Origin of the sequence: Lactiplantibacillus sp. YT640 (assembly GCF_049745435.1) — a bacterium.
In the GTDB taxonomy this organism is placed as follows: domain Bacteria; phylum Bacillota; class Bacilli; order Lactobacillales; family Lactobacillaceae; genus Lactiplantibacillus; species Lactiplantibacillus plantarum.
The window spans coordinates 25,879-48,139 of sequence record NZ_JBMNVY010000008.1 but is presented as its reverse complement, the minus strand read 5'-3'; the positions used below and the strand labels follow the sequence as shown (position 1 = coordinate 48,139).

Below are 22,261 nucleotides of genomic sequence, written 5' to 3'. Positions count from 1 at the left end.
GACTGAAAGGAGGAAGCAAGTTTCATGGAAAACCGTTTAAAAGCTCAATATGAAAAAGAAATCGTTCCAGCATTAGTTGACAAGTTCAATTACACTTCAGTAATGCAAGTGCCTAAGCTGGCTAAGATCGTTTTGAACATGGGTGTTGGTGATGCAGTTACCAACGCTAAAAACTTAGACGAAGCAGTTGAAGAATTAACTTTGATCTCCGGTCAAAAACCATTGGTTACCCGGGCAAAGAAATCTATCGCTGGTTTCCGTCTTCGTGAAGGTATGGCAATTGGTGCCAAGGTTGACTTACGTGGCGAACGTATGTATGACTTCTTGGACAAGTTGATCAATGTTTCATTACCACGTGTTCGTGACTTCCATGGTGTAAGTACTCGTTCATTTGATGGTCGCGGTAACTACACATTGGGTGTCCGTGAACAATTGATCTTCCCAGAAATCAACTATGATAATGTTAACCGTGTTCGCGGTTTAGACATTGTAATCGTTACGACAGCTGATAGTGATGAAGAATCACGTGAGTTGTTAACTCAATTTGGCATGCCATTTGCTAAATAACCGAAGGGGGTTAATCGAAGTTGGCTAAAAAATCACAAATTGCTAAACAAAAGCGCGGTGCTAAGTTTAACGTACAAAACTACACCCGTTGTGAACGTTGTGGTCGTCCACATTCAGTTTACCGTAAATTCCACTTGTGCCGTATCTGCTTACGCGACCTGGCCCACAAAGGTCAAATCCCTGGTATGAAAAAGGCCAGCTGGTAAAAACAAACCCAAGTTAAAGGAGGTTAAACTTTCATGATGACTGATCCAATCGCAGATTTCTTGACTCGTATCCGTAACGCTAACATGGTACGCCACGATTCACTAGAAGTTCCTGCATCAAAAATCAAACGCAACATTGCTGAAATTTTAAAGAATGAAGGTTTTGTTCGCGACGTTGAATACATCGATGATGACAAACAGGGCATCATCCGCGTCTTCTTGAAGTATGGTAAGGACAACGAACGTGTAATCAGTGGCTTGAAGCGTATTTCAAAGCCAGGTTTACGTTCATACGTCAAGGCTGATGCTGTTCCTAAGGTTTTAAACGGTTTAGGGATTGCTATCATCTCAACTTCAGAAGGTGTCATTACTGATAAAGAAGCTCGCGCCAAGAAGCTTGGCGGCGAAGTATTAGCTTACGTTTGGTAATCATTAATTAAGACGGGAGGTGCAAGTAAGTGAGTCGTATTGGTTATAAAGTAATTGAACTACCTGCTGGGGTAGAAGTATCACAAGCTGGTGAAGTCGTTACGGTTAAGGGTCCTAAGGGTACTTTAACGCGGAACATCGCCAGTGATATTACGATGACGGTTGAAGGCAACGAAGTTAAATTCACTCGTCCATCTGATGACTACAAGATGAAGGCATTACACGGTACTACCCGTGCAAATGTTAACAACATGGTTGAAGGGGTTACTAAGGGCTTTACTAAGAACCTTCAATTGGTCGGTGTTGGTTACCGTGCCCAATTGCAAGGCAAGAAGTTAGTATTAAGCGTTGGTTACTCACACCCTGTTGAATTTGCAACGCCTGAAAACTTGACTGTTGAAGTTCCTGATAACACGCATATCAATATTTCTGGTATTGGTAAGCAAGCTGTTGGTGACTTTGCTGCCGAAGTTCGGGCCGTTCGTTCACCTGAACCTTACAAAGGTAAAGGGATTCGTTACGTCGATGAATATGTTCGTCGTAAGGAAGGTAAGACTGGTAAATAATGCAGCGTAAAGCTGTCCATACTAATATATAGAGGTGACTATTGTGATTTCCAAACCAGATAAAAACAAAACACGTCAACGTCGTCACGCACGTGTTCGCGGTAAGATTTCTGGGACTGCTGAGCGCCCACGCTTAAATGTTTATCGTTCAAACAAAAACATCTACGCTCAAGTTATTGATGATGTAGAGGGTGTAACGCTCGCAAGTGCCTCAACTTTAGATAGCGAAGTTAAAGGTAACAACAAGACTGAAAAGGCTGCATCTGTCGGTGAAGTTGTTGCTAAGCGTGCTGCTGAAAAGAAAATCGTTGACGTCGTTTTCGATCGTGGCGGTTACTTATATCATGGTCGGGTTCAAGCTTTGGCTGAAGCCGCTCGTGAAAACGGACTTAAATTCTAACAAAGGAGGAATAATACCATATGACTTTCATTGATCCATCAAAATTAGATCTTGACGATAATGTTGTTGCCATTAACCGGATTACCAAAGTTGTTAAAGGTGGTCGTCGCCTACGTTTTGCTGCATTAGTAATCGTTGGGGACCACAAGGGACACGTTGGTTTCGGTACTGGTAAGGCTCAAGAAGTTCCAGAAGCAATTCGGAAAGCTTCCGAAGCTGCTAAAAAGAACTTGATCACTGTACCAATGGTTGGTACCACCATTCCTCATGAAGCACTTGGTGTTTACGGTGGTGGCCGCATCATGCTTAAGCCAGCCGTTGAAGGTTCTGGTGTTGCCGCTGGTGGCGCCGTTCGTGCCGTCATGGAATTAGCCGGTGTGGATGATGTTACTAGTAAACGATTAGGCTCAAACACCCCCGTTAACGTTGTTCGTGCAACGTTCGAAGGCTTAAAGAGCTTAAAGACTGCTGAACAAGTCGCTGCTTTACGTGGCGTTTCAGCCGAACATTTAGCTGAATAGGGAGGACAAACAACATGGCTCAATTAAAGATCACTTTAGTACGCAGTGCTGCTCACCGTCTTCCTAAGCAACGTAAAATCGTTAAGGAATTAGGTTTGGGTCGGATTAATAGTTCCGTTGTTAAACCTGATGACGCAGCAACTCGCGGTCAAATTTTCCACATCGCACACTTAGTCGATGTCGAAATCATCAAGTAATTCAAATTTTCAAAGAGGAGGTGCCTACTAAATGAAGTTACATGAATTAACACCTAGTGAAGGTTCACGTTTTTCACGTCGTCGAATTGGTCGTGGTGACTCAAGTGGCCAAGGTAAGACTTCTGGTCGTGGCCAAAAAGGTCAAAAGGCGCGTGGTAAAGTTCGTGTCGGTTTCGAAGGTGGCCAAATGCCATTGTACCGTCGGATTCCTAAGCGTGGATTTACTAACATTAACCGTAAAGAATATGCGGTTGTTAACCTTGACGGCTTAAACCGTTTTGATGATGGTGCCGAAGTTACACCAGAATCATTAAAGGAAGCTGGCTTAGTTAAGAAGAGTTCTGCTGTTAAAGTTCTTGGTAATGGTAAACTCAACAAAAAGTTAACAGTTAAGGCAAGCAAGTTCTCTGCAACGGCGGTTGCAGCCATTGAAGCTGCTGGCGGTAAAACTGAGGTGATCTAATTTGCTGACTACCATGAAGAACGCTCTCAAAGTTAAGGATATTCGGAATAAACTTCTGTTCACGTTGGGCGTTTTGATTGTATTTCGTCTTGGCTCTTATATCACAGTTCCTGGAGTTAATGCACAGGCACTTCAGTCGGTGGCATCTTCAGGGCTGATAAGTATGTTGAATACATTCAGTGGTGGCGGTTTAACAAATTATTCCATCCTTGCTATGGGGGTATCCCCTTACATTACTGCACAAATCATCGTTCAATTGTTACAAATGGACATTGTTCCTAAGTTTGTTGAATGGGGCAAACAAGGTGAAGTTGGTCGACGCAAGCTTAATCAAGCGACCCGTTGGTTAACGATCGTCTTGGCCTTTGTTCAGTCGATTGGGATTACGGCTGGTTTTAACTCTTTGAGTCAACTCAAGCTCGTTAACAATCCAAGTATTTCGACTTACCTGACCATTGGGGTGATCCTCACTGGTGGGGCAATGTTGACGACTTGGATGGGTGATATGATTACGGATCGAGGAATCGGTAATGGGGTTTCCATTATTATCTTCGCCGGGATCATTGCCCGTATGCCAACATCGATTTATCAAATTTATCAAGAACAGTTCGTTAATGTTTCACAGAGCGACTGGTGGAAGAGTGGCTTGTTTGTTGTTGGGTTAGCCTTGCTTGTGCTGATCATCGTTATGTTTGTAACGTGGGTCGAACAAGCTAATGACCGAATTCCAATTCAATACACTCGTCGTGCAGCTGGTGCACCTGACAGTAGTTACCTACCATTAAAGGTGAACGTTGCCGGGGTTATTCCTGTTATTTTCGCGAGTTCCTTCATTGCAACGCCCCAAACGATTTTGCTAGGATTCCAATCCAGTCATGGTGACGAAACCTGGTATACCGTTTTGAGTAATATCTTCAATATGCAGTCGACGACTGGTGCTATTCTTTACACCATTCTGATCGTGCTCTTCACGTTCTTCTATGCGTTTGTTCAGGTCAATCCTGAAAAGCTCTCTAAGAACTTACAAAAGCAAGGCAGCTATATTCCTGGTGTTTGGCCAGGTAAGGATACTCAAGATTGGGTTTCAAAATTGTTAATGCGACTAAGTACGGTCGGTGCCCTCTACCTTGGGTTGATTTCCTTGATTCCATTATTAGCTTCTGATATTTGGGGTCTCGATGAATCAATCGGTTTAGGTGGGACGAGTTTACTAATCGTTGTTGGGGTTGCCCTTGAAACAATTCGTCAAATTAAAGGATTGATGATGAAACGTGACTATGTCGGTTTCATTCGTTAATCAGCGAATGTGTTGGGGAGACTCAACACATTTGTGCATTCAGGAGGAAAAAACATGTCAACAATGAACCTGATTTTAATGGGATTACCGGGTGCCGGTAAGGGTACTCAAGCACAGAAGATTCTTGAAGATTTTGATATTCCACATATCTCGACCGGAGATATCTTCCGTGCAGCCATTAAGAACGAAACGAAGATGGGCTTGGAAGCCAAGAAGTATATTGATGCAGGTAACTTAGTACCAGACGAAGTCACTAACGGCATCGTCCGTGATCGGTTAGCTGAAGCGGATACTAAAAATGGTTTCCTATTAGATGGTTACCCACGTAACATCGATCAAGCTCATGCTTTGAAACAAATCGGTGAAGAACTCAATAAGCCACTTGATGGGGTCATCAACATTCATGTTGAACCCGCAGTACTTGTTGAACGACTTTCCGGTCGGTTTATCTGCCGGACTTGCGGTGCAACTTACCATAAGTTGTACAACAAGCCTAAGGTAGAAGGAACCTGTGATGTGTGTGGCGGTCATGATTTCTATCAACGTGATGATGACAAGCCAGCAACCGTTAAGAATCGGTTAGACGTGAACATTAAGTTGAACACGCCATTAATTGATTATTACGGTCAAGAAAAGTTACTCTACAATGTCGACGGTGATCGCGACATTGATGATGTCTACAAAGATATCAAGAAAATTCTTGATAACCTGTAAACCAGGTTCCTTCAGCAGCGACGTTTGCTTTTCAAAGGTCGTTGTGATAAAATTATTCAGGTTTAGCCGTTGACTGATTTAATATTTTTTTAATGTTATGATTAGACAATGACTGGTTCAGTAATGGACCAAATACGTGGTAGCACGGAATCTGATAATAAGGAGGGACAGTACTTGGCAAAGGAAGACGTCATCGAAATTCAAGGAACCATTAAAGAAACGTTGCCGAACGCAATGTTTAAGGTTGAACTTGAAAACGGCGCTGAAATCTTGGCACACGTATCAGGTAAGATTCGGATGCATTACATTCGAATTCTGCCTGGTGACAAGGTTACAGTTGAAATGTCACCTTATGATTTAACTAAGGGCCGGATTACCTACCGTTTCAAGTAGGCTCGGTCTACGTACCTTATAGGAGGTAAAAAACTCATGAAAGTAAGACCATCTGTAAAGCCAATGTGCGAACACTGCAAAGTTATTCGTCGTAAAGGCCGCGTGATGATTATCTGCTCTGCTAATCCAAAGCATAAGCAACGCCAAGGTAAATAATTTAATTAAGTTGGAGGTGAAATATTAATGGCTCGTATTGAAGGGATTGACTTACCACGTGACAAGCGTATTGTCATTGGTTTGACTTATATCTACGGTATCGGTAACACTTCTGCACAGAAGATCCTTGCTGAAGCCGGCGTTTCAGAAGACGTTCGTGTACGTGATTTAACTCCTGACCAGGAAGACAAAATCCGTGCCGTTGTCGATGGCTACAAAACTGAAGGTGACTTACGTCGTGAAGTCAGCTTAAACATCAAGTTATTGCAAGAAATCGGTTCATACCGTGGCATGCGTCATCGTCGTGGTTTACCAGTTCGTGGTCAACACACGAAGAACAATGCTCGTACTCGTAAGGGTAAAAAGGTCAGCATCGCTGGACGTAAAAAATAATAATAAAGGAGGTTTTCGAATTTTATGGCAACTAGAAAGACAACCCGTCGTCGTCGGGTAAAGAAGAACATTGAATCTGGTGTGGCTCACATCCATTCAACGTTCAACAACACACTTGTTATGATCACTGATATGCAAGGGAACGCCATTGCATGGTCATCAGCTGGTTCATTAGGTTTCAAAGGTAGTCGTAAGTCAACACCTTTTGCTGCTCAAATGGCTGCAGAAGCTGCTGCTAAGGCATCAATGGAACATGGTATGAAGACTGTTGAAGTCGCTGTTAAGGGTCCTGGTTCAGGCCGTGAAGCCGCTATCCGTGCTTTACAAGCTACTGGTTTGGAAGTTAGCGCAATTCGCGATGTTACGCCAGTGCCTCACAATGGTTCTCGTCCTCCAAAGCGTCGTCGTGTTTAATCTGTGACGTTCATTTTGAGGGCAAACTTCATTTTGTACGCACAACTACTAAACACCACGCGTTTTGAAAGGGGTAAAAGATAAGAATGATTGAATTTGAAAAACCTAACATTCATAAAATTGATGAAAACGACAACTATGGTAAGTTTGTTGTAGAACCGCTTGAACGCGGTTATGGTACAACTTTAGGGAATTCACTTCGTCGGATTCTTCTTTCTTCTTTACCTGGCGCTGCTGTTACTAGTATTCAAATTGATGGTGTTCTTCATGAATTTTCAACGATTGAGGGCGTAACGGAAGACGTTACAGCAATTATCTTGAATGTTAAGAAGATTGCACTTAAGTTGGAATCAGACGAAACCAAGACGTTGGAAATCGACGTTAAGGGTCCTGCTAACGTTACTGCCGGTGATATCATTGGCGATGCGGACGTAGAAGTCTTGAATCCAGACTTACCAATTTGTACCGTAGCAGACGGGGCACACTTCCATATGCGTATGACCGCAAATACTGGTCGTGGTTATGTTTCCGCTGAGGATAACAAACATCGTGAAGATGACATGCCAATTGGCGTTTTAGCTGTTGATTCATTGTATTCTCCAATCGAACGTGTCAACTATCAAGTTGAAAACACGCGGGTTGGTCAACGTGATGATTTCGATAAGTTAACCTTAGACGTTTGGACAAATGGTTCAATCACTCCAAGTGAAGCCATTAGTCTATCAGCCAAAATCCTGACTGATCACCTTTCAATCTTCGTAAATCTCACCGATGAAGCTAAAAACACTGACGTGATGGTCGAGAAGGAAGAAACGCATAAGGAAAAGATGTTAGAAATGACGATTGAAGAGTTAGATCTCTCCGTCCGTTCATACAATTGCTTGAAGCGTGCTGGCATCAACACGGTCCAAGAATTAACTAACAAAACTGAAGCTGATATGATGAAGGTTCGCAACCTTGGACGCAAGTCACTCGAGGAAGTTAAGGCAAAATTAGCTGACCTTGGGTTATCATTACGCAAAGAAGACTAATACAAGGGAGGATATCCGTTCATGAGTTACCGTAAATTACAACGTACAAGTTCACAACGTCGTGCCTTATTACGCGATTTGACAACGTCATTGATCGTTAACGGCAAGATCGAAACGACCGAAGCCCGTGCTAAGGAAGTTCGTTCAACTGCTGACAAAATGATCTCTTTGGCCAAGAAGGGTGATTTAAGCGCCCGTCGGAAGGCTGCCGCATTCATGCGGGACGTCGTTGCCGATGTTAAGGAAGATGGCGACAACGTGGCTGTACAAACTGCATTGCAAAAGCTATTTAGTGACTTAGGTCCTCAATATGCTGACCGCAATGGTGGTTACACACGAATTTACAAGACTATGCCTCGTCGTGGCGACGGTGCACAAATGGTTGTCTTGGAACTCGTTGACTAGTTAAGATTGTTTTACGGATCACTGGGACTGATGATTGACGGGCGTTATGATGGTGGCTACTGGCAAAATAGTAGCTAAGTCTAGTTCGGAAGTTATTTATGGTTAGACATAGATGGCATATCGCAGTTCTAAGTGATTTTTTTTGGTGCTAGTTACGAGCAACCGCTGATTTAGGGATTGATTCCCTAAATCAGCGGTTTTTTGTTGGAATGGATAGGTGTTTTTAATACTCGTGATGACAACGGTTTGTTATTTGCAGATTATGACCTGTTGAATCGGGAAAGTGGATATAGTGGTCTCAGGTACTGACTGTGAAGATGAAGCACATGGGCGTTTAGCTGTGTCTGGGCGACAAAAAAGGTATCAAACAGGATGCTTGATACCTTAGTCGATTGATTACTAGTTAATTATGCCGGTCCAACAGCCGTTTGGTTAGACTAATCAGATCCGTCTTCGCAGGCTGGTCTGGAAGTTTACGCATGATTGCCAGCGCGTCTTGAGTGTACTTGGTAGCGAGTTCTTGGGCTTGCACCACACCGCCGGCATTGATGACAAGTCGTTGTACTTCCTGGCGCTGAGTGTCCGAAATTGCCCCCTGTAGTCGCATCAGCGGCAATAAATCGTGCTTAGCTTCTGTCTGTAAGGCAAAAATCAACGGCGAGGTGTAGACACCTTCAGCAACGTCTTCGAGGATGGGTTTGCCCGTTTCCTGACTGACTTCTTGATAGTCTAAAATATCGTCAAGAATTTGGAAGGCCATCCCAATTGCGAGACCTGCTTTACGAGCGCGCTGGGCGAAATGACTACTTTGACCAGATTCATAAGCACCTAGAAAACAACTCAGTGCGAATAACTCGGCGGTCTTACCTTGAATTTGTTGCAAGTATTCTGCCATGGTAATGTCAAGGTGGTAGTGGCGGTCCTTTTGTTGGACCTCGCCCACTAGAATCTTTTCCATGTTCTCAGAGTTCATCTGGATGCTTTTGAAACTGCTTGAATAGTGCGCTAGAATCTTGAATACCACAACGAATAGGTAGTCGCCCGCATACACAGCAGTATCTTTACCAAAACGTTCTTGAATCGTGACATGGTGCCGACGTAGTGCAGCATCGTCAACAATGTCATCATGGATCAGCGTAGCGGTATGGAGCGTTTCTAATGACGCCGCTAAGGCCACCATCCGTTGCCGATCAGTTGTTGTAAATTGTGAGAATAGGAGGCAGTATGCCGGGCGTAAGAGCTTACCACCACCATGAATCATTTCTAAAATCGCGTCATTGATGTCGGCATCTTGAATATTGATGTTCGCCGTCATCAGCTGCATCACTTGTTGCAGCTCCGGTTGTAGTGCCGGGTAATCACGCCAAATTGGGTGTAATTGTGTTGCCGATTGCATATGGGTTACTCCTTTGTTTGATCTGGATGGTGTTCTCGATTGAATTTGAGATAGCGTAAGATCGTGACGTGGGTGAACAAGTAGTTGGCGGCGATTCCGAGAGCACTTCCCGCTGCTAGTCCAATAATCGAAAGCACTGGCAAGTAGAGCATGACCGTCCACGTCTGTGCAATAAGACTCGCGACCAATAGCTGACCAACATTATGCATAACGCCACCAGTTGCTGAAATTCCAATAATACTAACGCGTTTAGGCCCTAATTGTTTGACCAACAGCATGGCAAACAGGCTGAGAAAGGCGCCCCCAAAACTATACAGAAAGGTTGATAAAGTGCCACCTAGGAGGGCCGTTAAAATCAAACGGAGCCAGGTTAGGGTTATCACGTCAGTTAATGATAATGTATAGATTGCAACAATGGTAATCAGATTGGCTAAACCAAGCTTGGCACCTGGGGCAAAGGCAAACGGGAATGGAATCATCCGTTCAAGGATGCCGATGATCACGCCTTGTGCAACCAGTAACGCGATATAAATATTACGATGAGTTTTGTTTGATCGTTCAAATGAATTATTCATATTCTACTCCGTAACTAAACCATTACCGCCAGATTTGACTTGACCGTTGCTGGCCTTAATTTCAACCAAGAGTTTGTGGGGCAAACAAACAATCGTTTGACCAGGTTTATGAATCCAGCCTCGGCGGACACATACTTGGTCAGAACAGTTGGCTTTCGTAATCGCAACGCGCTTAGGTTTAAATGTGATCGTGTTGTAGTGCCCATGGTTATCGCGATAGGTGAAGTGCTTAGTCGTTTTCAGATTCGTAATATTGACACGCTTCAAGACGGTCCCATTATGTGAGACCACGGCGTTATACGTGGTTTCACTGCTCGTGGCCTTTCGCTTAGCCACTAGTGCCGCATGTTCAGCTTGTTGTTTTTGCTGGTATGAAAAAATCGCTAGTGGGGTGAACGATAAAATAATTAGCGCAACAATAATAATAATATCAAACGGCTTGATCATATCCCCATAACGTTTGAATGTCCGGATCATTGTCCGTAATTTACGCATCGTTAACCCTCCAATTCAATGAAATAAAAAATGGTTCAAGGGGGGAAAAACAACCCTTGAACCATCGGGAAAGGATTTAATTAATTATAACGCATCTAGCGGGTTTTAACACCGTCGTAATGAGAACGAACGTTGCCGTACCACCAGTGTCCAAGGTGTTTTTGCATCCACGGAACGACCCAGTAGTCTAACCCAAATGTCCGTCCGGAACCGTTCATTAAGGCGAGGGCAACAAAGATCATCCAAATGTTGACCCAGTAGAACATGCCAGATAAGCAGAAGACGACAACTAAGCCAATGGTGACTGCGTTAGCAAACCAAGTAAAGAGTCCGAAGAAAATACATAATGCAATGACGATTTCAACACAAGTCATGAATTTCTGGAAGAAGAGGGCCATTTGCATGTTCGGAATGAAGACCTTGGTAATTGATTCGAACCAATGTGGCATTTTGTCAAAGACCATCAGGGGTTCTTTACCGTACATGTATGAAAGACTGAAGACACCCTTAGCGGCTTTAGCGGTTGACGTGGCAGCTTCAGAAGCACCACTGGTTGCAGCGGCTTTAGTTGCTTGAGAGGCACCACTGGTTGCGGCCACGGTAATCCATTCGAATGGTAACCGTAACTTGTCAGTGAACCAGGATTCAGATCCCTGAACTTTAGTCCAGCAGTCCCATAACCACATGGCACCATAGAAGAACCGCAGTGGCACACTCCAGAGTACGTTACCAGCCCGTGAGACCCAACCGCGGAAGACGTTACGGTTATTACGAGTCCGGAAGAATTCGTGCATGAAGTACTGGAATAGGTAGTAACCTGAGAAAATCTGAACGTAGTACATCCAGTTGATGGCGTGTTTTAAAAGCACGGCAATAAAACCAGAGACGTTCCACTTCTCTAAAACTTGTGCAACGGCATATTTGGAACCAATTGAGTCGACGGATGCTTGATAAGCGCCCTTAAATGGCTTGATCGTAACGTCAGTCTGGTCAACGTTCTTAATAATACCTTCGACGGCCTTAGCTGCGGTTTCTTCAGCCCCTTGAACGATTTGTGGGACTGGCCGTGGTTGGTCAGGTTCTTGGTAGCTGGTTGAATCACCGGCTAAGAAGATATTGTTACAATCCTTAGCTTGCATGAATTCATTGGCCATCAAGCGACCACCGCGGGGGTTAGTTTCAATGCCGAACTTTTTAACGATACTATTAGCACGAACACCGGCTGTCCAGATTAACGTGTAGGTTGGAATTGGATCCTTGCCTTTTAAGTTAACATGGTCTTCACAGACTTCGGTAATCATGGAGTTCGTCATGATTTTGACACCATGTTTTTCCATGTACTTAGCGGCCTTACCGGCTTGCGTCCGGTTGAGCATGTTAATAATAGTCGGCGCTGCTTCGACCAATTGGAGCGTGATTTCACTTGGATCGAGCTTGTTGTCTCGAGCCAAAACATCACGATATTCGATTAATTCACCAATCAGTTCAGAACCAGTAAAACCAGAACCACAGACTGTAAAGGTCAACATGGCTTTGCGCTTAGCAGGGTCGAGCTCCGCCGCCCCCCGCCGAATAATTGCAGATAAGTGAGCACGCAATGCCATCGCTTGTTCGAAGGACCACAATTCGAAGCCGTGTTCCTTAACACCGGGAGTCCCAAAGTCATTGGATTCCCCACCCAAACTAATTAAAAGTTGATCATATTGATAACTTCCGTGTTCGGTAGTAACTGTTTGTGCCTTTTTGTCGATGCCCGTCACGGTATCGGTCACGAGACGAACGTTTTTTCGCCGTGCGAACAACCGTTGCAAATCATATTGGATATGCTCAGGTTCCACCCGTTCGGTAGCAACTTCATGTAATTCAGTCATATACGTGAAGTATGAATGCCGGTCAATCAACGTAATCTCGACGTCTGCATTTTTTTTGAAATGCTTAGACAGTTTCTTGGTTGCGTAAACACCAGCAAACCCCGCACCGACAACGACAATATTTTTCTTTGCCATTGCGTAACAACTCCCTTGAATAATAGTGTAAAAAGATAATTCCACTAATAATTATAACGATAATGTAAGCGGTTGTCTATGGATTATGGGAAAGAATGCATAAACTATCACATTATCTAAGCCGCGAAAATAGTGGCATCGAGGTTTGAACGGAAAACGTTGTCAATACCGCTATTATTAGGCTAAAATATCATTTTTTTAATGGAATGGGATTGACTATTACCAGTTTAAACGTTAAGATTAATGTGAATTTTCATACAAAAAGGTTAGGAGTGGGATATCATGAAATTCAAATCAGTTATTACGGGTGCTTCAGTTGTTGCAATTTCAGCTTTAGCTTTAGCAGGTTGTGGCAGCAGTTCTTCAAGTTCTAGCTCGAGTTCATCCAAGAAGAGTTCATCTTCAAGCTCATCAGCTAAGACAACTAAGGTTGCTAAATTAACCGCTGGCAGCAAAATGAAAGCGGGTACTTATAACCTTGAAGAAGAAAATTATTCACATGGTTATCGGACCAAGATGAGTATCACAGTTAATAACAACGGTAAAATCACTAAGTCCAGTTATGACCAAGTGAACAAGAACGGCAAGTCCAAAGTTGATGATACTTCATATAACAAACAAATGAAGAAGATCGCTGGGACTAACCCCAAGACTTACATGCCTAAGTTAAACAAGACGCTGACGGGCTCTGCCGCTACTGGTAACGTGGGCTCCATTGATGTTGTGACTGGTGCGACTGAATCATCAAAGACCTTCCAAAACTACACACAACAATTAGTTCAAGCTGCCCAAGCGGGTAACAAGTCGACCATTAAGATTGACAATGGTGCCAAGATGAAAGATGGTACCTACAAGTTGAACGAAAAGAACTACTCACACGGTTACAAAGTTACTTTCGCAATCACGGTCAAGGATAATAAGATTACGAAGTCTGAATATAACCAAGTGAACAAGAATGGCAAGTCCAAAGTTGACGATGCAGCTTACAACAAGCAAATGAAGAAGGTTGCTAAGACTAACCCTAAGACTTATCAACCAGCTTTGAACAAGTCATTAGTTAAGAGTAGTGATCCAACTAAGGTTGACGTTGTCACGGGTGCCACTGAATCTTCTAACACCTTTATTATGTACGCGGAACAATTACAAAACGCGGCACAAAAGGGTGACACCAACACGATTACTGTTGACAACATGATTTTCTCTGAATAAGCAATTTAATTATTAGATTCTTTTGAGGCCTGAGGCGCATGCTGAGGGCCTTTTGTTTTTAATTGAACAACCACAAAAGTTTGTCACTCAGTTGGGCACGACTTTGAGCAAGCTAAATCCATACATGGATATTGGTTTAAAAAATAATAGTGGCGGTGAATGTTAAGTGCAAAATGGCTGTGGTAGTACAAACCCGACCGTCGAGTTGTACCGTTTGCTGTAGGTGCGCTGATGTCAGACTAGCGTAGAAAAGCTTGGATGACGCGCAAACAGTCTCACCGGATGAATCAAGACTTTGGTATAATGACAATTGAAATTAAAAATAGGGGAAGTATTGGAATGAAGCTAAAAAAATGGGTTCGAATTGGATTAATTGTTGCAATGATCGTGCCATTGACGGCGTGTGGGACGAGTACGAGTCGCAAAAATGCTGCTAGTAGCCGACCCAAACCAACTAAGGTCGTCAAGACGCCGATCGAGGATACCCAGTTCATGATGGGCACAGTTGTCACGTTGCGGATTTATAATAAGGGTAAGGATAACGTGTTAGCTGGGGCGTTTAAGCTGTTGAAAACGGAAGCTAAGGAAATTACGGTCAATCAAAAAGGATCTGAAATTGATAAGATCAACGCCGCTGCCGGTAAAAAGCCAGTGGCTGTCAGCAAGGATATCTACCCAATGATCAAAGCAGCTTACTATTATAGTAAGAATTCAGACGAATCCTTTGATTTAGCCATTGGTCCGATCACATCACTCTGGCATATTGGATTTTCCGATGCCAAGGTGCCCACTCAACAAGAAATTGATAAGAACGTTAAGCTGGTAGACTACAAAAAAGTTAAATTAAATGACAAGAAACGGACCGTTTATCTAGAAGAAAAGGGAATGCAACTAGACCTTGGTGGGATTGCCAAGGGTTACATGACCGATCAAGTGAAGACGTACTTATTAAATCATGGGGTTTCAACGGCCATTATTGACCTCGGTGGTAATATTTATGTTCTGGGTGACAGCCCTAAAGGAACGAAGTCAGGTAACTGGACAGTCGGTATCCAAGATCCAAAAGCGTCACGGGGTACGGCCATTGGCTCACTACCTGCTAAGAATAAGTCAATCGTTACTTCTGGGATCTATGAACGCTATTTGAAGAAGAATGGTAAAGTTTACAGTCATTTGATGGACCCACAAACAGGGGCACCTTATCAAAACAATTTGATGGGCGTTTCCATCATCTCGAAGAAGTCGGTGGATGGCGATGCACTATCGACGGCCACCTTTGACAAAGGCCTCAAAGGCGGGATGAAGTACATTAATGGTAAAGCGGATCAAGGTATTGGGGCCATTTTTATTACCAAGGATAAAAAAGTATACGTCTCCAATAACTTGAAGAAGCAGTTCACGCTGTTTGGCGATGCTGGTTACAAATACGGGCCAGCCACTGATTTAAAGTAAGATTGGACGTGAAGTTCAGTTACTACAAGTTCCGTCAGATATGTTATGATAATAACCATGAATTTTAAGGAAATGAGGGACAATGGTGAGTCCGATTATTGACGTTAAACATTTAGATTATCGTTACCCGCAACAAGCTACGGATCAGTTAACGTTACACGATATTTCATTTACGGTCATGCCGGGTGAATGGGTCGCCATTGTCGGCCATAACGGTTCTGGTAAGTCGACCTTGGCCAAGAATTTAAACGGACTGTTAGCACCAGCGGCCGGAACGATTACGGTTGATGGTCAAGTATTATCTGAAGAAACCGTTTGGGACATTCGGCGCAAAATTGGGATGGTTTTCCAAAACCCAGATAACCAATTCGTTGGGGCAACCGTTGCCGATGATGTTGCGTTTAGCCTTGAAAACCAGGGCGTGCCGCGTCCTGAGATGCTAACGCGGGTACAGGCGGCTCTAGAACAAGTCAACATGCAGGATTTTGCGACACGTGAACCGGCACGTTTGTCAGGTGGTCAAAAACAACGGGTGGCGCTGGCTGGTATGATAGCGGCGCGGCCTCAGATTTTGATTCTGGACGAAGCGACGTCAATGTTGGATCCCCGTGGTCGTCAGGAAGTATTGACGACGATTCGCGATATGAAGGCTAATTCAGCGTTAACGGTCTTGTCAATTACGCATGATATTGACGAAGCGGCCAGCGCTAATCGGGTCTTAGTGATCAATGACGGTGAGGTTAAGGAAGAGGGGACTCCAGCGGAAATTTTTCAGCATGGAGAAGCCTTAATTAAGATGGGATTGGACATGCCATATGCTGAGCGCTTAAAAGCAGCGCTAAAGCGGCAGGGTGTTCAAGTGCCCGCACAGTATTTAACAGAGAAAGGAATGGCGGACTGGTTATGGCAATTACGTTCAAACAAGTAGATTTTACTTACCAACCGGGTACGCCGTTCGAAACTAAGGCGTTAACTGATATTAACGTCACCATTCCCACCGGCTCTTATACGGCTTTGATTGGTCATACGGGGAGTGGTAAGTCTACACTTTTACAGCATTTGAACGCCTTACTCAAACCGACTAGTGGAACGGTCACGATTGGTGAACGGGTCATTACGCCAACGACGAGTAATAAGGACTTGAAGCGATTGCGGCAACACGTGGGCATCGTCTTTCAGTTTCCAGAAAGTCAGTTGTTTGAAGAAACGGTGGCCAAAGACATTGCGTTCGGGCCCCAGAACTTTGGGGCTAGCGAAGCGGATGCTTTGAAAACTGCGGCTGAAATGTTGGCTTTAGTTGGGTTAGACGAGTCGTTACTGACGCGGTCACCGTTTGACCTCTCTGGTGGACAGATGCGGCGAGTGGCCATTGCGGGGGTCCTTGCGATGCAGCCACAAGTCCTAGTCTTGGATGAACCGACTGCCGGATTGGACCCTCAGGGCCGTTTAGATATGATGGAGATGTTTGCCCGTTTGCGTCATGAACGTGATTTGACCGTGGTACTAGTGACCCATCAGATGGATGATGTTGCTAATTACGCGGATAATGTAATCGTGATGGATCGTGGACAAATCGTCAAAACGGGGACGCCTCGTGAGATCTTCAAAGATCCTGCGTGGCTAACTGCCCATCAACTGGGCTTACCGAAAACAACGGCCTTTGCGCATACACTCCAAAAGCAAGGCTGGCAATTTGATGAGTGGCCGTTGACCGAGGACGAATTAGCAGCAGCCATCGTCCAACAGTTGCCACCGAACGCGATGGGGGAGGTGGCCGCTCATGATGAATAAATTGATCTTTGGTCGCTACATTCCGGGAGACTCCGTGGTTCACCATATGGACCCCCGGGCGAAACTGTTATTGAGTTTTTATTTCATTGGGATTATTTTTATTGCCAATAACTGGGCGACCTATGCCTTGCTATTTGTCTTTACATTGGCCGCTATTTACCTATCCGGTGTGAAATGGTCGTTCTTCATCAACGGTGTCAAACCGCTGATTTGGTTGATTTTATTCACCGTCATCCTGCAAGTGTTGTTTAGTGCAAGTGGCGGGCACGTTTACTTTCAATGGGGCATCATTACAATCAGCCAACTTGGATTGATCAACGGGGTCTATATTTTTTGCCGGTTCGTGTTGATTATTTTTATGTCAACGCTGTTAACTCTAACAACGCCGCCACTGGAATTGTCGGATGCCATCGAGTATATCTTGATGCCGCTCAAAGCGGTCCGTTTTCCAGTCTATGAAGTGGCACTGATGTTGTCGATTGCCTTACGCTTTGTGCCAACGTTGATGGACGAAACGGAAAAAATTATGAATGCACAACGGGCCCGGGGGGTCGACTTTGGTGAGGGCAATATCTTTCAACAAATGCGTGCCGTAGTTCCGCTGCTGATTCCGCTGTTTGTCAGCTCATTCAACCGGGCTGAGGATTTAGCAACGGCAATGGAAGCACGTGGCTATCAAGGCGGCGAGGGTCGCAGTAAGTACCGGATTCTTAAGTGGCACCAACGTGATACGTGGGCTACCGGATGCTTTGCGATCTTGACCGTTGCATTGATTTTCTTGCGTGCATAAATGAAGACTGATTAACGTGGGCGTCGCACTGATGGCGACCCACGTTTTTAACTGGAGGGATATTGTGACCACGCGGTATAAAGTAGTTTTAGCATATGACGGCACCAATTTTGCGGGCTTTCAACGCCAGCCACACCAGCGAACTGTCGAGCAGGTCGTCACTAAGGCGGTCAATAAGATGGCGAAAGATCCCGTTGAACCGATTGTGATCTACGGCGCGGGCCGAACGGATGCTGGTGTGCATGCGTTTGGACAGACGTTGCATTTTGACTTGCCGTACGAAATTAATCCAGAAGGGGTTCGGCGCGGCCTGAACAGCATGTTACCGATGGATACAATCGTAAAGGCCGTTTCCATTGTGCCGAATGATTTTCACGCGCGTTATGATACGGTCGGTAAGCGGTACTGGTATCGGGCCTATCAAAATGAATTTGTAGATCCATTTAAACGGCACTATACGGGGCATTTTAAGTTCGCTGCGGATATCGACCGAATTCAGCAAGCCATCGGTGACTTAGAAGGACGGCACGATTTCTCGACCTTCGTTGCGTCCGGTTCACAAGCACATGACCATGTTCGTGAGATCTATTCAGCCAAAGCGTGGGCCTTGCCGGATGAACGCGAAATTCAGTTTGAATTTTGCGGTAGTGGTTTTTTATATAACCAGGTTCGAATCATGGTGGCTGTTTTGATGGAAATTGGTCAGGGCCGGCGCGCAGTTGACTGTATTCCAGCGTTACTAGCGGCTAAGGACCGTGAGCAAGCGCGGGGAACGGCTCCCGCGGCTGGACTTTATATGAAAAAAGTGTATTATGAACAAAATGAATTACAAGCTGATTTGATAAAGTATTGACTTCTGAGGCGAAATTAGGTAGACTAGTCGTTGGTATTGTTTGCCCCACGATAAGCCCCGGAAATCTTATTGAGTGTCAAACAAACACAGAAAATGGAGGAACACAACGTGCGTACAACATATATGGCTAAACCAGGTGAAATTGATCGTAAATGGTATGTAGTTGATGCAACCGATGTACCTTTGGGTCGTCTTTCAACTGTCGTCGCATCAATCTTGCGTGGTAAGAACAAACCTACCTTTACCCCTAACGTGGATACTGGTGATAACGTTATCGTTATTAATGCAAGCAAGGTCGCTTTAACTGGGAAGAAAGCAGAACGGAAGATTTATTATCATCATACTGCTTATGCTGGTGGTTTAAAGGAACGGACTGCCGGTGACTTCTTGGCAAAGGAACCTACTAAATTGATTGAAACTTCAGTTAAGGGTATGCTTCCTCACAACTCTTTAGGCCACAAGATGGGCTTGAAGTTGCATGTTTATGCTGGTGCAGAACATACGCAACAAGCACAAAAGCCTGAAGTTTTGGACATCACTAACTTAATCTAAGGAGGAAACTACATTGGCTCAAGTACAATATCGCGGCACAGGCCGTCGTAAAGATTCAGTAGCCCGCGTACGCTTAGTACCAGGTACTGGTAAAATTGTTATGAATGACAAATCTGTTGAAGATTACATTCCATTTGCAGATATTCGCAAGGAATTGTTACAACCATTCGAAGTAACTGAAACAACTGATCAATATGATGTTTTAGTTAACGTTAATGGTGGTGGCTTCCATGGTCAAGCCGGCGCAACTCGTCATGGGATCGCTCGGGCATTGCTCGAAGTTGACCCAGATTTCCGTACTCCTTTGAAGCGCGCGGGTCTCTTAACTCGTGATGCTCGTATGAAGGAACGTAAGAAGCCAGGTTTGAAGAAAGCCCGGAAAGCTTCACAATTCTCAAAACGTTAATATTATCCAAAAACGTTGTTTTATCAACATTTTCTGGCTATATGAGAAAGCACCTGTCTATGGACGGGTGCTTTTTTTTTGGTTGAGTGAGAAAAAAACCACAAAAAAACCATATGACGTGGCTCAACGAGATAAATAACCCATTTGGGCAGGTTTTATTTGATACTAATTGGTTCGAATATAGCCCGCCTTGAAACAAACTAAGCAAGTAACGCTCGGTTACTTAAAAATGGATTGGGCCATTGACGGCTCAATCCATTTTAATTACTGACGTTTAGTTTTACCAAAAGAGAAGACGGCAACGCAACCGAGGCCGGTATGGCTAGTGATGGTCGGCCCAATGTGTTCGAGCAAAATTTCAGCATCAGGAACCTTGGCTAAAATCTTTTCACGAACGGTTTGGGCGGCTTCCTGAGCGTCGCTAGTGGCAATGATAATGCGCGGCTTGGTCTGATCACGTAAATCGGCTAGTGTGTTGTTAACTAGTGTGGTCAGTGACCGGCGCCGTGAGCGCACCTTTTGTACTGGACGCAAGTGGCCGAGTGGGTCGACGTCCATGACTGGCTTGATCTGTAAGAGTGATCCAACCGTCGCGGAGGTCCGTGAGACCCGGCCGCCGTGATAAAGGTAATTTAAGTCATCAACGGTGAACCATTGGTGATAATAGAGGCGGTTTTCAGTCAGCCAATCCGCCAATTGGGCGATCGGCATACCAGCATCGCGCTTGTCAATGGCATCTAGTAGCATCAGGCCTTCACCGCAGCAGGCTGCTCGGGAATCCACGAGGTAGATCTCGGCATCTGGCTGGTCTTGTAAAAGCATGGCCTTGGCCTGTTGCGCATTATTGAAGGTCCCACTTAAGCCTGATGAAAAGCCGAGGTATAGGATTGGCGTATGTGCCTGAACGTACGGCTTGAAAAATTCAATAAACTGGCCGATATTAATCTGAGCAGTAGAAGGCATCACACCGTTACCAATCCGATGATAAAAGTCAGTCAAGTCAAAGTGGTGACCCAAATCGTCCGCGTATTCCTGGTCGTCAATCGTGACGTTCATTGAAACAAAATCGACATGCTTGTCTTTAAGTAGTTGATAAGGTAAATCAACGGTTGAATCTGTTAATAGCTGATACATAGTTTTCTCCCTTAATTGTACTTACTGTTACATTGTACGCTTATTTGGGCGGCCATGGAAAATTAATACATGCTGTATTTTTACGTACAGCAGTAATTTACGGTAACAACTAGTTGGTTGTCGCAATCCTGGTAGCAGCGTGAATGCTGATCAGGAAATTGAACTGGGCATGTCAGTAAATACTGGACGCATCGGAAGGTCAGTTATGGGTTAACTGCAATAATGGCGTAGTGACTAGGACCGTGCTTTTCAGTCATGGTGATGAGGTTCGACGACTAATTTGCCTATTCAATGAGACGCTGTAAGTTGATTGAAATCAGCCGATCAATGGCGTGATTTTGCTGCTGGCGGTAGGGGGTGGCCCCGGTTTCATAAAGGAGTTGCGCCTGGTGATGATGAACGCTGATCTGTTCGAGTTGCGGAGGCAATCGAAGAATCGCGATACCGGTGGTCAGTTGGTGCTGTTGAATTAATTGGCTGCGCTTGAATAGCAGTAAGTGTGAGGCGCTGGGGCCGTATGACTGTGATAACAAGACGTAGTGGTCATAGAAGGCCATTCCTTGAATATTGGGTGGGAGCTTGCCGTGCCAGTCACTAACTGCCTTTGGTAAAATGGCGTGACTCGTGGTCATTCTGTATGGCGTGCCGGCGCTCGTCAGTGGATAGCGGGCAACCAAGGTGGTCTGTCCAGGTTTGAACTGGCCGACATAAAGGGCCTGATGGTGATAGGTCAGTAGTGAAGCATTGCTCAGTGTTGGCAGTGACCAGCGTTGCTGATAGTGAACGGCAATGGAAGTGGTCGGGTCGAAGTGCCGTAATGCGGCCAGACTAACGCTCACGATAGCCCCATGACCGTGGCGATGACTGCACAACCAAATCCGCTGGTGGTGAGGGTCATAAGCTAGACCACCCACATGTGGTTTACCATGCAATAAGACAGTGTTGCATAATTGATGTCGGAAACGATCCTGTACATATAGGACAGATTGGGTTCGACCAGTGGCATCGTAAGCGGTGGTTAGACGATAACGACCGGCAATAACAACGCCCTGTGGAATCATCATTGTCGTCGTCGTGAGTTGTTTAGTGACGAGGTCTCTAGTCAGGGTGGCTTGTAGTCCTGGCTGAATGGTGGTGCCTTGCAACATACCGATTGGGTCGAATTTTGCTAGTTTAACCAGATCCGGATACTGACGGATGGTTTGATAAAATTCGGTTGGTGAAAAAACAGCTTGGGTGGCTGTTCTTTGAAGAGTGGTTGGTGGGTACGGTAGTGTCGGTCGTACGCGACTAGCTAGACCGCCGAGGGGATGGACCCAAATTAACAAGCCCGTGATTAGTCCTGTATAAAAATGATAGGTATAACGGTGCATCGCGGGTCCCTCCTCTAGTTTAAGTGTCTTCAATATAGCATGGAAAGACAGGCCGCTTAGCGGATAGTGAAAGGTTA

General features: G+C 44.8%; 30 protein-coding genes. 24 read left to right on the top strand and 6 right to left on the bottom strand.

Annotated features, from left to right (window positions below):
* Positions 1 to 24 precede the first annotated feature (24 nt).
* The 16 genes from rplE (at position 25) to rplQ (ending at position 8,152) form a co-directional block, all read left to right on the top strand.
* The gene (gene rplE, locus ACOV1R_RS07535; protein WP_003638072.1) at positions 25 to 567 is read left to right on the top strand and encodes a 50S ribosomal protein L5; all 543 of its coding nucleotides are present in this window, start codon (positions 25 to 27) and stop codon (positions 565 to 567) included.
* A gap of 20 nt (positions 568 to 587) precedes the next feature.
* Positions 588 to 773, top strand: coding sequence for a type Z 30S ribosomal protein S14 (locus ACOV1R_RS07530; RefSeq protein ID WP_003638073.1), 186 nt, complete (start codon positions 588 to 590; stop codon positions 771 to 773).
* Positions 774 to 806: 33 nt separating this feature from the next.
* A complete protein-coding gene (gene rpsH / locus ACOV1R_RS07525) occupies positions 807 to 1,202 on the top strand; it encodes a 30S ribosomal protein S8 (protein ID WP_003638074.1) in 396 nt (131 codons plus the stop codon).
* A 29-nt stretch (positions 1,203 to 1,231) separates the two neighbouring features.
* Positions 1,232 to 1,768: a 50S ribosomal protein L6 gene (gene rplF, locus ACOV1R_RS07520; RefSeq protein WP_003641259.1), complete on the top strand. Its 537-nt coding sequence runs from the start codon at positions 1,232 to 1,234 to the stop codon at positions 1,766 to 1,768.
* Between the two features lie 34 nt (positions 1,769 to 1,802).
* Positions 1,803 to 2,168 carry a 50S ribosomal protein L18 gene (gene rplR, locus ACOV1R_RS07515; RefSeq protein ID WP_003641260.1) on the top strand — a complete coding sequence of 122 codons (366 nt, stop codon included), beginning with the start codon at positions 1,803 to 1,805 and terminating at the stop codon, positions 2,166 to 2,168.
* Between the two features lie 20 nt (positions 2,169 to 2,188).
* Positions 2,189 to 2,689, top strand: a complete 501-nt coding sequence (gene rpsE / locus ACOV1R_RS07510; RefSeq protein WP_003638077.1) for a 30S ribosomal protein S5 — start codon at positions 2,189 to 2,191, stop codon at positions 2,687 to 2,689.
* Between the two features lie 14 nt (positions 2,690 to 2,703).
* Positions 2,704 to 2,886, top strand: coding sequence for a 50S ribosomal protein L30 (gene rpmD, locus ACOV1R_RS07505; protein WP_003641261.1), 183 nt, complete (start codon positions 2,704 to 2,706; stop codon positions 2,884 to 2,886).
* Between the two features lie 31 nt (positions 2,887 to 2,917).
* A complete protein-coding gene (gene rplO, locus ACOV1R_RS07500; protein ID WP_003638079.1) occupies positions 2,918 to 3,349 on the top strand; it encodes a 50S ribosomal protein L15 in 432 nt (143 codons plus the stop codon).
* Between the two features lies 1 nt (position 3,350).
* Entirely contained in the window at positions 3,351 to 4,646 is a 1,296-nt protein-coding gene (secY, locus tag ACOV1R_RS07495) for a preprotein translocase subunit SecY (RefSeq protein WP_003644092.1), read from the top strand.
* A gap of 63 nt (positions 4,647 to 4,709) precedes the next feature.
* On the top strand, positions 4,710 to 5,360 hold the full coding sequence (locus ACOV1R_RS07490) for an adenylate kinase (RefSeq protein ID WP_003644093.1): 651 nt from the start codon (positions 4,710 to 4,712) through the stop codon (positions 5,358 to 5,360).
* Positions 5,361 to 5,534: 174 nt separating this feature from the next.
* Positions 5,535 to 5,753, top strand: a complete 219-nt coding sequence (infA, locus tag ACOV1R_RS07485) for a translation initiation factor IF-1 (RefSeq protein ID WP_003638082.1) — start codon at positions 5,535 to 5,537, stop codon at positions 5,751 to 5,753.
* Between the two features lie 36 nt (positions 5,754 to 5,789).
* A complete protein-coding gene (rpmJ, locus tag ACOV1R_RS07480) occupies positions 5,790 to 5,909 on the top strand; it encodes a 50S ribosomal protein L36 (RefSeq protein WP_003638083.1) in 120 nt (39 codons plus the stop codon).
* A 27-nt stretch (positions 5,910 to 5,936) separates the two neighbouring features.
* On the top strand, positions 5,937 to 6,302 hold the full coding sequence (gene rpsM / locus ACOV1R_RS07475) for a 30S ribosomal protein S13 (RefSeq protein WP_003641265.1): 366 nt from the start codon (positions 5,937 to 5,939) through the stop codon (positions 6,300 to 6,302).
* A 24-nt stretch (positions 6,303 to 6,326) separates the two neighbouring features.
* Positions 6,327 to 6,716, top strand: coding sequence for a 30S ribosomal protein S11 (gene rpsK / locus ACOV1R_RS07470; RefSeq protein ID WP_003641266.1), 390 nt, complete (start codon positions 6,327 to 6,329; stop codon positions 6,714 to 6,716).
* Between the two features lie 86 nt (positions 6,717 to 6,802).
* Positions 6,803 to 7,747, top strand: a complete 945-nt coding sequence (locus ACOV1R_RS07465; protein ID WP_003641267.1) for a DNA-directed RNA polymerase subunit alpha — start codon at positions 6,803 to 6,805, stop codon at positions 7,745 to 7,747.
* A gap of 21 nt (positions 7,748 to 7,768) precedes the next feature.
* Positions 7,769 to 8,152 (top strand): 50S ribosomal protein L17, encoded by a 384-nt coding sequence (gene rplQ, locus ACOV1R_RS07460; RefSeq protein ID WP_003641268.1) that lies wholly within the window; start codon positions 7,769 to 7,771, stop codon positions 8,150 to 8,152.
* Between the two features lie 403 nt (positions 8,153 to 8,555).
* Here the strand turns inward: rplQ and ACOV1R_RS07455 are convergent, their stop codons facing one another.
* The 4 genes from ACOV1R_RS07455 to ACOV1R_RS07440 form a co-directional block, all read right to left on the bottom strand.
* The gene (locus ACOV1R_RS07455; RefSeq protein WP_003641269.1) at positions 8,556 to 9,548 is read right to left on the bottom strand and encodes a polyprenyl synthetase family protein; all 993 of its coding nucleotides are present in this window, start codon (positions 9,546 to 9,548) and stop codon (positions 8,556 to 8,558) included.
* Between the two features lie 5 nt (positions 9,549 to 9,553).
* Positions 9,554 to 10,123, bottom strand: coding sequence for a Gx transporter family protein (locus ACOV1R_RS07450; protein WP_003641270.1), 570 nt, complete (start codon positions 10,121 to 10,123; stop codon positions 9,554 to 9,556).
* A 3-nt stretch (positions 10,124 to 10,126) separates the two neighbouring features.
* Complete coding sequence (locus ACOV1R_RS07445; RefSeq protein ID WP_003641271.1) at positions 10,127 to 10,618, bottom strand: NusG domain II-containing protein; 492 nt, start codon at positions 10,616 to 10,618, stop codon at positions 10,127 to 10,129.
* A 95-nt stretch (positions 10,619 to 10,713) separates the two neighbouring features.
* The gene (locus ACOV1R_RS07440) at positions 10,714 to 12,624 is read right to left on the bottom strand and encodes an NAD(P)/FAD-dependent oxidoreductase (RefSeq protein ID WP_003641272.1); all 1,911 of its coding nucleotides are present in this window, start codon (positions 12,622 to 12,624) and stop codon (positions 10,714 to 10,716) included.
* A 282-nt stretch (positions 12,625 to 12,906) separates the two neighbouring features.
* Between ACOV1R_RS07440 and pplA the strand changes: the two genes are divergently transcribed.
* The 8 genes from pplA to rpsI all read left to right on the top strand — a co-directional run bounded on the left by pplA (position 12,907) and on the right by rpsI (position 19,677).
* Positions 12,907 to 13,833, top strand: a complete 927-nt coding sequence (pplA, locus tag ACOV1R_RS07435; RefSeq protein ID WP_003641273.1) for an extracellular electron transfer flavoprotein PplA — start codon at positions 12,907 to 12,909, stop codon at positions 13,831 to 13,833.
* Between the two features lie 339 nt (positions 13,834 to 14,172).
* Entirely contained in the window at positions 14,173 to 15,285 is a 1,113-nt protein-coding gene (locus tag ACOV1R_RS07430) for an FAD:protein FMN transferase (protein WP_003644095.1), read from the top strand.
* A gap of 85 nt (positions 15,286 to 15,370) precedes the next feature.
* Positions 15,371 to 16,213 (top strand): energy-coupling factor ABC transporter ATP-binding protein, encoded by an 843-nt coding sequence (locus ACOV1R_RS07425; protein WP_027821308.1) that lies wholly within the window; start codon positions 15,371 to 15,373, stop codon positions 16,211 to 16,213.
* Positions 16,189 to 17,076 carry an energy-coupling factor ABC transporter ATP-binding protein gene (locus tag ACOV1R_RS07420; protein ID WP_015379998.1) on the top strand — a complete coding sequence of 296 codons (888 nt, stop codon included), beginning with the start codon at positions 16,189 to 16,191 and terminating at the stop codon, positions 17,074 to 17,076. Before ACOV1R_RS07425 ends, ACOV1R_RS07420 begins: the two co-directional genes overlap by 25 nt.
* The gene (locus ACOV1R_RS07415) at positions 17,066 to 17,866 is read left to right on the top strand and encodes an energy-coupling factor transporter transmembrane component T family protein (RefSeq protein ID WP_015379999.1); all 801 of its coding nucleotides are present in this window, start codon (positions 17,066 to 17,068) and stop codon (positions 17,864 to 17,866) included. Before ACOV1R_RS07420 ends, ACOV1R_RS07415 begins: the two co-directional genes overlap by 11 nt.
* Positions 17,867 to 17,930: 64 nt before the next feature.
* Entirely contained in the window at positions 17,931 to 18,719 is a 789-nt protein-coding gene (truA, locus tag ACOV1R_RS07410; RefSeq protein ID WP_003644097.1) for a tRNA pseudouridine(38-40) synthase TruA, read from the top strand.
* Between the two features lie 108 nt (positions 18,720 to 18,827).
* Positions 18,828 to 19,271 (top strand): 50S ribosomal protein L13, encoded by a 444-nt coding sequence (gene rplM / locus ACOV1R_RS07405; protein WP_003638098.1) that lies wholly within the window; start codon positions 18,828 to 18,830, stop codon positions 19,269 to 19,271.
* A gap of 13 nt (positions 19,272 to 19,284) precedes the next feature.
* The gene (gene rpsI, locus ACOV1R_RS07400; RefSeq protein WP_003638099.1) at positions 19,285 to 19,677 is read left to right on the top strand and encodes a 30S ribosomal protein S9; all 393 of its coding nucleotides are present in this window, start codon (positions 19,285 to 19,287) and stop codon (positions 19,675 to 19,677) included.
* A gap of 264 nt (positions 19,678 to 19,941) precedes the next feature.
* Here the strand turns inward: rpsI and ACOV1R_RS07395 are convergent, their stop codons facing one another.
* Together ACOV1R_RS07395 and ACOV1R_RS07390 are read right to left on the bottom strand one after the other, a co-directional pair.
* Positions 19,942 to 20,811 (bottom strand): DegV family protein, encoded by an 870-nt coding sequence (locus ACOV1R_RS07395; protein WP_027822231.1) that lies wholly within the window; start codon positions 20,809 to 20,811, stop codon positions 19,942 to 19,944.
* A 284-nt stretch (positions 20,812 to 21,095) separates the two neighbouring features.
* A complete protein-coding gene (locus ACOV1R_RS07390; RefSeq protein ID WP_015380002.1) occupies positions 21,096 to 22,184 on the bottom strand; it encodes a hypothetical protein in 1,089 nt (362 codons plus the stop codon).
* Positions 22,185 to 22,261 lie beyond the last annotated feature (77 nt).